At 69.8% G+C, this 8,533-nt stretch carries 7 protein-coding genes and 1 pseudogene; 4 read left to right on the top strand and 4 right to left on the bottom strand.

The annotated features are described in order from the left end of the window. Positions 1-274, top strand: a pseudogene (locus G6021_RS13785) (acyl-CoA synthetase); the annotation flags it as partial. A 20-nt stretch (positions 275-294) separates the two neighbouring features. Beyond that, positions 295-987, top strand: a complete 693-nt coding sequence (locus tag G6021_RS13780) for a hemolysin III family protein (RefSeq protein WP_347238974.1) — start codon at positions 295-297, stop codon at positions 985-987. 203 nt (positions 988-1,190) lie between these two features. On the opposite strand, the gene G6021_RS13775 is transcribed toward G6021_RS13780, so the two are convergent. Continuing rightward, positions 1,191-2,297, bottom strand: a complete 1,107-nt coding sequence (locus G6021_RS13775; protein WP_179526151.1) for a nitronate monooxygenase family protein — start codon at positions 2,295-2,297, stop codon at positions 1,191-1,193. A 2-nt stretch (positions 2,298-2,299) separates the two neighbouring features. Beyond that, on the bottom strand, positions 2,300-3,937 hold the full coding sequence (locus G6021_RS13770) for an acyl-CoA synthetase (protein ID WP_179524575.1): 1,638 nt from the start codon (positions 3,935-3,937) through the stop codon (positions 2,300-2,302). A 76-nt stretch (positions 3,938-4,013) separates the two neighbouring features. Here G6021_RS13770 and G6021_RS13765 point away from each other — a divergent pair, with 76 nt between their 5' ends. Next, the gene (locus G6021_RS13765; RefSeq protein ID WP_182641530.1) at positions 4,014-4,820 is read left to right on the top strand and encodes a crotonase/enoyl-CoA hydratase family protein; all 807 of its coding nucleotides are present in this window, start codon (positions 4,014-4,016) and stop codon (positions 4,818-4,820) included. An 18-nt stretch (positions 4,821-4,838) separates the two neighbouring features. Here G6021_RS13765 and G6021_RS13760 read toward each other — a convergent pair whose 3' ends face one another. Beyond that, positions 4,839-6,299 carry an aldehyde dehydrogenase family protein gene (locus G6021_RS13760; protein WP_182641529.1) on the bottom strand — a complete coding sequence of 487 codons (1,461 nt, stop codon included), beginning with the start codon at positions 6,297-6,299 and terminating at the stop codon, positions 4,839-4,841. Positions 6,300-6,369: 70 nt separating this feature from the next. Next, positions 6,370-7,974, bottom strand: coding sequence for an acyl-CoA synthetase (locus G6021_RS13755; RefSeq protein WP_182641528.1), 1,605 nt, complete (start codon positions 7,972-7,974; stop codon positions 6,370-6,372). Between the two features lie 66 nt (positions 7,975-8,040). Between G6021_RS13755 and G6021_RS13750 the strand changes: the two genes are divergently transcribed. After that, a partial coding sequence (locus tag G6021_RS13750; protein WP_182641527.1) for a DUF1707 domain-containing protein occupies positions 8,041-8,533 on the top strand: 493 nt, incomplete at its 3' end.

The raw sequence follows: 8,533 nt of genomic DNA, 5'->3' as shown, positions 1-8,533 counted from the left end.
ACCGGGCACGATCGGCGACGCCGTCGCCGCGGCGGTCGTCCTGCGGGACGGGGCGGACCCGTCCGAGGTGGCGGCCGGCATGGGGGAGTTCCTCGCCGAACAGTCCGACCTGGGTCCCAAGCAGTGGCCGTCGCTGTTGCGGGTGACCGCGGGACTGCCGCGCACGGCGAGCTTCAAGTTCCGCGCCCGCGACCTCACCGCGCTGGGCCCCGACCCCGCCGGCGACCGTGTGTGGGCGCGTGTGGACGGTCACAGGACGTTCACGCCCGTGTGAGGTGGCGGTAGGTTCTGCGTGTGAACTCCGCTGCACACCCGAGGCCCGAGGGGGACGACGACAACTTCGGCGTCCCCGCGCTACCCGAGAAACCGCTGCTGCGCGGGTGGATCCACGCCGGGACGCTGCCGGTGGCCGTGGTCCTCGGCGTGGTCCTCACCGTCCTGGCGGACGGGACCGCGCTGAAATGGGCGTGCGCGGTGTTCCTGGCCACGTCGTCGCTGCTCTTCGGGATCTCGGCCCTCTACCACCGCCGTACCTGGGGCCCGGAGGCCACCGCGCTGTTGCGCCGGCTGGACCACTCGAACATCTTCCTGCTCATCGCGGGCACCTACACCCCCATGACGGTCGCCGCGCTCGACCCCCCGGCCAGCACGATCCTGCTGGTGATCGTGTGGACGGGCGCTCTGATCGGTATCGCGTTCCGCCTGTTCTGGTTGTCGGCGCCCCGGTGGTTGTACGTGGTGCTGTACATCGTCCTGGGCTGGACGGCGGTGTGGTTCGCCGGCGACCTCGTCGAGGCCAACCTCGTGGGGGTCGCACTCGTGGTCGCCGGCGGCGTGGCCTACACGGGCGGGGCCGTGGTCTACGGGCTCAAGCGGCCGAATCCCGTTCCCGGGGTCTACGGCTTCCACGAGGTCTTCCACACCTGCACGGTCATCGCGTTCGCCTGTCACTGGGCGGCGATGTTCCTGTTCATCACGCAGTCCTGAGCCGCCCCACGGCGCGTGGGCGGGCATCCGCGGCCGCGCCTGTACGCCCAGAACACAGCCGCCCCCGGCGATGAACTCTCGCGTGCGCATCGGTGCGGGCGAGGGTTCATCGCCGGGGGCGGCAGTGAAAGAAATGCGGACGCGCGCTGACGTCAGCCCAGGATGGTCAGCCCAGCGTGATCAGCCGAGGGTGGTCAGCGTGGTCAGCCCAGGGTGCCGCGCAGGCGCTCCACCGCCGCCTCGTACTCTCTCGCGATCTGGGCCATCGTCTCGGCGACCGGGACGACACCCTCCAGGGAACCGATGATCTGGCCCGCCGGCATGGCCACGACCTCCGGATCCTGCGCCTCCGAGATCCGCTGGTGCGCCTCCGCGACGAGGATGTTCTGCAGCGGCATCGGCAACGGACTCGGCGCACCCTCGGCCGCCCACGCCTCGGTCCACTTGCTCTTGAGCAGGCGCGCGGGCTTGCCCGAGTAGATGCGGGTGCGGACGGTGTCGGCACTGGTGGCCGCGACGAGCGCCTCCTGCATCGCCTTGGAGCCGCCGTCATCGCCGTACTCCGCGGCGGTGAGCCACCGGGAGCCCATCCACGCCCCCTCGGCGCCCATGCCGATCGCGGCCGCGACCTGCGAGCCGCTCCCGATCCCACCGGCGGCCAGCACGGGCGCGCGCCCGTCGAGCGCGGCGACGATCTCCGGCACAAGAACGAGGGTCGCGACCTCGCCGGTGTGGCCGCCGGCCTCCCCGCCCTGGGCGATCACGATGTCGACGCCGTTGTCCACGTGCGCGAGCGCGTGCTTCTTCGCACCGGCGAGCGCGGCGACCTTGATCCCGTTGGCGTGCGCGAGGTCCACGATGTGCTTGGGCGGGGAGCCGAGCGCGTTGGCGATGAGCACCGGGCGGTGCTTGAGCGACATCTCGACGTGCGCCTCGGCGACCGAGTGGAGCCACCCCAGGACACCGGCGTTGTGCTCGGCGTCGTCACCGAGGGGCGGCACCCCGAGGTCGTCGAGGACCCGGGAGACGAACGCCTTGTGCTCCTCGGGGATCATCGCGGCGATGTCGGTGGTGCTGCCCTCGGTGGGTACCTTGTTCGGCATGACGATGTCCACGCCGTACGGCTTCCCGTCCGTGTTCTCGTCCATCCAGGTCAGGACCTCGTCGAGCTCGGCCGCGTCGTTGTAGCGGACGCACCCGAGGACGCCCATGCCGCCGGCGCGCGTCACCGCTGCGGCGACCGCCTTGGACGGGGTGAAGGCGAAGACCGGGTACTCGATCCCGAATTCCTCCGCGAGTGGGGTACGGATGCTCACTTGCTGATCTCCTGGCTGTCGTCTGCGGGGCGGGACGCGGCGATCTCCGCGGCCCATCGGTAGTCGGGTTTGCCCGCGGGATTGCGCTTGACCGATTGCTCGACCCACAGCGCTCGCGGGCACTTGTAGCGGGCGATCTCTCGCCGCGCGTGGTCGTTCAGCTCGTCGATCGGCGGGCACTTGCCGTCACGCGTGTGGAGCACGGCGGCGACCTTGTGGCCCATCCGCTCGTCGGGGACGCCGATCACGAGCGCGTCGTACACGTCGGGGTGCGTCTTGAGGGCGGCCTCGACCTCCTCCGGGTGGACCTTCTCGCCTCCGGTGTTGATGGAGACCGATCCGCGGCCGAGCATCGTGACGGTGCCGTCCTCCTCGACCCGGGCGTCGTCACCGGGGATCGAGTAGCGCTTCCCGCCGTACGTCTTGAACGTGGCCGCGGTCTTGACCTCGTCCTTGTAGTACCCCACCGGGATGTGCCCGGTGCGCGCGACCTTGCCGATGACCTCGGAACCGGGCTGGACCTCGTTGCCCTCGGAGTCGAGGACCGTGGTCTCCCCGTCGATTTTCACGCGGGGTCCACCGGTGTGGGTCTTGCCCTTCTCCGCGAGCGCGATCCCGGAGAAGCCGGTCTCGGAGGACCCGATCGAGTCCGAGAGCATGACGTTCGGGAACGCCTCGATGAACTGGTCCTTGACCGAGGGCGAGAACAGGGCCGCGGAGGACCCGATGTAGAACAACGACGACGAGTCGTACTTCTCCGCGTCCCATGCCTCGATCAGGGGACGCGCCATGGCGTCTCCCGTGATGAACAGGAGATTGATCTTGTGCTCGGTCACGGTCCGCCAGACGGTCTCGGCGTCGAACTCCGGGATGAGCACGCTGGTGTGGCCGGCGAACAGCGCCATGAGGATCGCCCACTGGGCACCGCCGTGGATGAGCGGGGGCAGGGCGGCGCGGACCAGGACGCCACCGTCGACCGCCTTGTTCGCCAGCTCCCACTCGTCCGCGACCTTCTCACCGGTGAGGAAGTCGATGCCGCCGCCGAGGACCATGAACACGTCCTCCTGACGCCACATCACTCCCTTGGGGGAGCCCGTGGTGCCGCCGGTGTAGAGCATGTAGATGTCGTCGTTCGAGCGTTCGTCGAAGTCGCGCTCCGGCGACTGCGCCGCCAGCGCGTCGTCGTAGTGGGCGACGGAGACCCCGTCGGGCGTCTGCGGGTCAGGGGTGTCGGTGCCGTCCTCGATGACCAGGCAGTGCCGGACCCCCGGCGTGTTGGGCAGGGCCCGGGCGAGGACGTCCGAATAGCGCCGCTCGTGGACCACCACGACGGAGTCGGAGTTGTCGAGCAGATACTCGAGCTCGGCCGGGACGTACCGGTAGTTGACGTTGACCATCACGGCGCGGATCTTGAAGATCGCGACCATCGCCTCGACCGCCTCGATGGTGTTGCGGCTGTACACCGCCACCTTGTCGTCGGGTCCGACACCGACGGACCGGAGGTGGTGGGCGAGCCTGTTGGCCCGCTCCTCCAGTTCCCTGAAGGTGAACGACCGACCCTCCTGGACCAGGACGACCCGGTCCGGAACGCGATCGACACTGTGCTCGACGAGATCTCCGATGGTGTACGCCATACACCCAAAGTAGAACGTGTTACCGTCGGCCGTGGGCGAAAGCCGTGAACCCGTGTAACTAATTTTTGGAGGCCCGATGACCCGCGTCGAGACGCCCGAGGACCAGCACCTGCTCACCGAGCGGCGTGGACACGTCCTGGTGGTGACCATGAACCGCCCCGAGGCGCGCAACGCGCTGTCCGGGCCGATGATGCGCGGCATGGAGGCGGCGTGGGACCTGGTGGACTCCGACCCGGACATCCGCGCGTGCATCCTGACCGGCGCGGGCGGGTACTTCTGCGCGGGTGCGGATCTCAAGGCGATGAACAAGGACGCGCCGGGCGACAAGTTCGCGGGTGGGGGCTGGGACCTGACCCGTCTGCCCGCGCTGCTCAAGGGGCGCCGGCTGAGCAAGCCGCTCATCGCCGCGGTCGAGGGCCCGGCGATCGCCGGCGGGACCGAGATCCTGCAGGGCACCGACATCCGGGTCGCCGGGCGCTCCGCCAGGTTCGGCGTCTCCGAGGCCCGCTGGGGCCTGTACCCCCTCGGCGGCTCCGCGGTGCGACTCGTGCGTCAGATCCCCTACACCGTCGCGATGGAGGTCCTCATGACGGGCCGCCATCTCACCGCCGAGGAGGCGGAGCGGTTCGGGCTGATCGGCCACGTGGTCGACGACGGCACCGCCCTGGACAAGGCCCTGGAGATCGCCGGGCTCATCGCCGCGAACGGGCCCCTCGCGGTGCAGGGGATGATCGAGACCATCCGGCGCACCGAGGGCATGCACGAGGAGGAGGCCTTCCGCGTCGACGCCGAGGTCGGCGGGCGGGTCTTCGCCTCGGCCGATGCCAAGGAGGGCCCGCGCGCGTTCGCGGAGAAGCGCAGGCCCGAGTTCCGCGGGGAGTGACCGGGCGCCCGGACCCGACTAGAGCCCCAGCCGGGTCCGGGCCCTCATCACCCCGAGGTACCCCGAGGCCAGCCTCTTCTTGCCCGCGGTGAACGGGGGCGCGAGCACCCGGGAGACGTTGACGTCGTAAGAGTGCATCGCGACGGCGCGCTCGTGGCTGAACGTCCGGAATCCGTAGTGCCCGTGGTAGCCGCCCATCCCCGAATCGCCGACCCCGCCGAAGGGGACGGCCGGGGAGGCCATCCCGATGCCGAAGTCGTTGCCGTAGATGTTTCCCGAGCGGGTGCGGTCGGCCACGGTGTCGAAGCGGCTGTTCTTCTGGCCGTACCAGTACAGGACCAGCGGGCTGGGCCGCTCGTTGATGTAGCGGACCGCCTCGTCGAGGCTCCGGTATCCGAAGAACGTGAGTACGGGCCCGAACACCTCGTCCGAGTCGATCTCCATCTCGGGCGTCACACCGGTGAGAAGGGTGGGTGCGATCTTCCGGACACCCGCGTCCGGCAACCGCTCCCCCGCCGGGGTGGCGTCGCGCCTGACGGCACCCTTGGCCACGGCGTCGTCGATCAGGCCGACGACGCGCTCGTAGTTGGACGTGTTGACGATCGCGGTGTACTCCGGGTTGCCCACGATCGCCGGCAGGGTCCTGCGCCACTGGTCCAGGACGGTGTCGCAGAACGCCTCCAGCTCGGCCTCGGGGACGAAGACGTAGTCCGGGCACATGCACACCTGGCCACCGTTGATCATTCGGGATGCCGCGATGCCCCGCGCGGCGCGGTCGAGGTCGGCGCTGGTGTCCACCACGACGGGGTTCTTGCCGCCCAGTTCGAGGGTGACCGGGGTGAGGTTGGCGGCGGCGTCCCTGGCGACGGACCTGCCGACACCAGGGGAGCCGGTGAAGAACAGGTGGTCGAAGGGCAGTCGGGAGAAGTCCGAACCGCGGCCGTGTTCGGGCCCCGCGACGGCCAACTCGTCGACGGCGAAGTACTCGGGCGCCCGACGGCAGAGCACCTCGGTCGTGTGGGCGGTGACCGACGACGGCCGGATCATCACCCTGTTGCCCGCGGCGAGCGCCGACCCGGCCGGGACGATCGTCAGATACAGGGGGAAGTTCCAGGGGCCGATGATCCCGACGACGCCCTTGGGGTCGTGGCGGACCTGCTGGGTGAACCCCACCGCGTCGAGGGCTCGGGAGACCCGCCTCGGCCTCATCCACCTGGCGAGGTGGCCGCGCTGATGATCCAGGTCCGGGATCGATGAGGCGATGTCGGTGATCGTGGAGAGCGTCTCGGGTCGGCACCCGTAGTCCTCGCGGATCGCCTCGGTGAACTCGGCCGCGTTGTCCAGGACGAGGTGCTTGAGCCGCTGGATCCGATCGCGCCGTATCCCGGCCTCGGGCTGCGGGTCGGCGAGGAACGCCTGCTGCTGCCGCTCGAGGATCTGGGCGAGCGTGAGATCACGGGCGGTCGGGGTACTGGTCATGCGTCCAGGGTAGTGAGCGGCCCCCGTGGCCGGTGGGCAACCGGGCCGGCGGGCGTCCGCCCGATACGGCTCACCGGGCGTCCGCCCAGTACGGATCCTTGAGCTTGCGCTTGACCAACTTGCCGTTGGCCTGCCGGGGCAACTCCTCCACCACGTCGATCGACCGCGGCATCTTGAACTTGGCCAGTCGGCCGGAGAGGTCCTCGAGGATCTGCGACTTGAGGTCGTCGGACTCCACGTAACCCTCGGCCAGCTCCACCACGGCCTTGACCTCCTCGCCCCAGTCGGGGTGCGGGATGCCGAACACCGCCACGTCGCGGACGGCCTCGTGGCGGGTCATCTCCGACTCGATCTCGGCCGGGTAGATGTTCACCCCGCCGGAGATGATCATGTCGTTCTTGCGGTCGCACAGGAACAGATAACCGTCGGAGTCCACGTAGCCGATGTCGCCCATGGTGAACAGCTCGCCGACGTAGGTCTTCGCGGTCTTCTCCGCGTCCTGGTGGTACTCGAACCTGGACCCGTGCATCTGGAGGTAGACGTTGCCCGTCTCGCCGGCGGGGAGCTCGTTGCCGTCGTCGTCGAGGATCTTCAGGGTGGTGGTCTTCCACGGCCGACCCACGCTTCCGGGCTTACGCAGCCACTCCTCGCCCGTGATGGTGCAGCCACCGCCCTCGGTGCCGGCGTAGTACTCGGTGAGGACGGGTCCCCACCAGTCCAACATCGCCTGCTTGACGTGCTTCGGACACGGGGCGGCGCCGTGGACGATCGTCCGGAGGCTCGACACGTCGTACTTCGCGCGCACCTCCTCCGGCAGTTCGAGCAGCCGCGAGAACTGGGTCGGGACCATGTGGGACTGGGTCACCCCGTGGGCGTCGATGAGACGCAGCATCTCCTCCGGGGCCCACTTGTCCATGAGCACCACCGTCTGGCCCAGGTTGAGCGAGATGGCGACGAAGTTGAGCACGGCCGTGTGGTAGAGCGGCGAGCCGCAGATGTGCACGTTGTCCGCGGCCTGGATGCCGAAGCCGGCGAAGAAGAAGTAGTTGGGAACCGTCACCTGGTCGGGAGAGGCGCCGGTCAGCGGCCTGCGGACGCCCTTGGGGCGACCGGTGGTGCCGGAGGTATAGAGCATCGGGGCGCCGAGGGTACGGCCCGACGGCGAGGGGTCCTCCCCCTCGGCCGGGACGGCGAGCTCGGAGAGCGGCCGGAACCCCGGTACGTCGCCGATCGCGTAGCAGCGGGCGGGGTCGAGCCCGGCCTCGGCGGCGGCGGTGGTGGCCACGTCGGCGAACCTCTCGTCGGCCACGAACACCGTCGAGCCCGAGTTCTCCAGGATGTAGGCCACCTCCGGCCCCGTCAGGTGCCAGTTGGCGGGGGCCACATAGAGACCGATCTCGAGGGCGGCGAAGTAGACCTCGAGGAACCCGATACTGTTCGGCGCCATCAGGACGATCCCGTCCCCGGCCCCCAGACCCAGCGCGCGCAGGCCCCGCGCGTGACCGTGCGCCGCGTCCACGAGTTCGCCGAAGGTCACCCGGCGACCGGAGGCCTCGATCACCGCGACGCGGTCCGGCTCGGCCTCGGCGATCCGGTAGACGCTGGTCACGTACTCCCCGGTCCGGTTGTTCAGGACTCCGGTCTCGGTGGGAATGGTGGGTGTGGGTGCGCTCATGACCCCAGACTAGAACGTGTTCCTGTCAGGGGTCCAGGGATTGACTCCGAGGACTATTCTCATCCCATGTCCGCAGACCCCTCCGGGACCCGGGCGATCCGGGCCACCGACGACGACCGCACCGCGGTCATCACGGCGCTCGATTCCGCGCTGGCGAGCGGCCAGCTCGACCAGTTCGAACACTACGAGCGGGTCCGGGTGGCCACGTCCGCCCGCAACGTCGACGACCTCCGACCACTGTTCGCCGACCTCCAGGGGGTGAGGGTCCGGCTGCACGGCGACCACGGTCCGACCCGGGTGGAGTCGCCCCGGGGGGATCCGACCTCGCCGTGGCCACCGCCGGACGCGACCACCCGGCATCCGTGGGGCGTCCTCGCGGCGATCATCGTGGGCGTCGCACTGGTGAGCGGCGTCGTCCTGGCGATCTCCGCCTCGGACGACCCGGACCCCGCCGGACGGGACGTGACGGTCGCCGACCGGTCGGGCCGTGGTGCGCAGGGCGAGTCGCGGGTCCTGGACAACCCCGCCCCCCTCTCCCCGGACGGTCTCGAGCGGATCT

Source organism: Dietzia sp. CW19 (assembly GCF_014145265.1).
In the GTDB taxonomy this organism is placed as follows: Bacteria; Actinomycetota; Actinomycetes; order Mycobacteriales; family Mycobacteriaceae; genus Dietzia; species Dietzia natronolimnaea.
Note: the sequence above shows the minus strand (reverse complement) of the source record. Positions and strands in the feature narration are given on the sequence as shown.

Bases quoted from the DNA above. Each gene is read 5' to 3' on its own strand.
- G6021_RS13765 (WP_182641530.1), top strand. From the start codon at position 4,014: ATGACCCGCGTCGAGACGCCCGAGGACCAGCACCTGCTCACCGAGCGG.
- G6021_RS13755 (WP_182641528.1), bottom strand. From the start codon at position 7,974: ATGAGCGCACCCACACCCACCATTCCCACCGAGACCGGAGTCCTGAAC.
- G6021_RS13770 (WP_179524575.1), bottom strand. From the start codon at position 3,937: ATGGCGTACACCATCGGAGATCTCGTCGAGCACAGTGTCGATCGCGTT.
- G6021_RS13760 (WP_182641529.1), bottom strand. From the start codon at position 6,299: ATGACCAGTACCCCGACCGCCCGTGATCTCACGCTCGCCCAGATCCTC.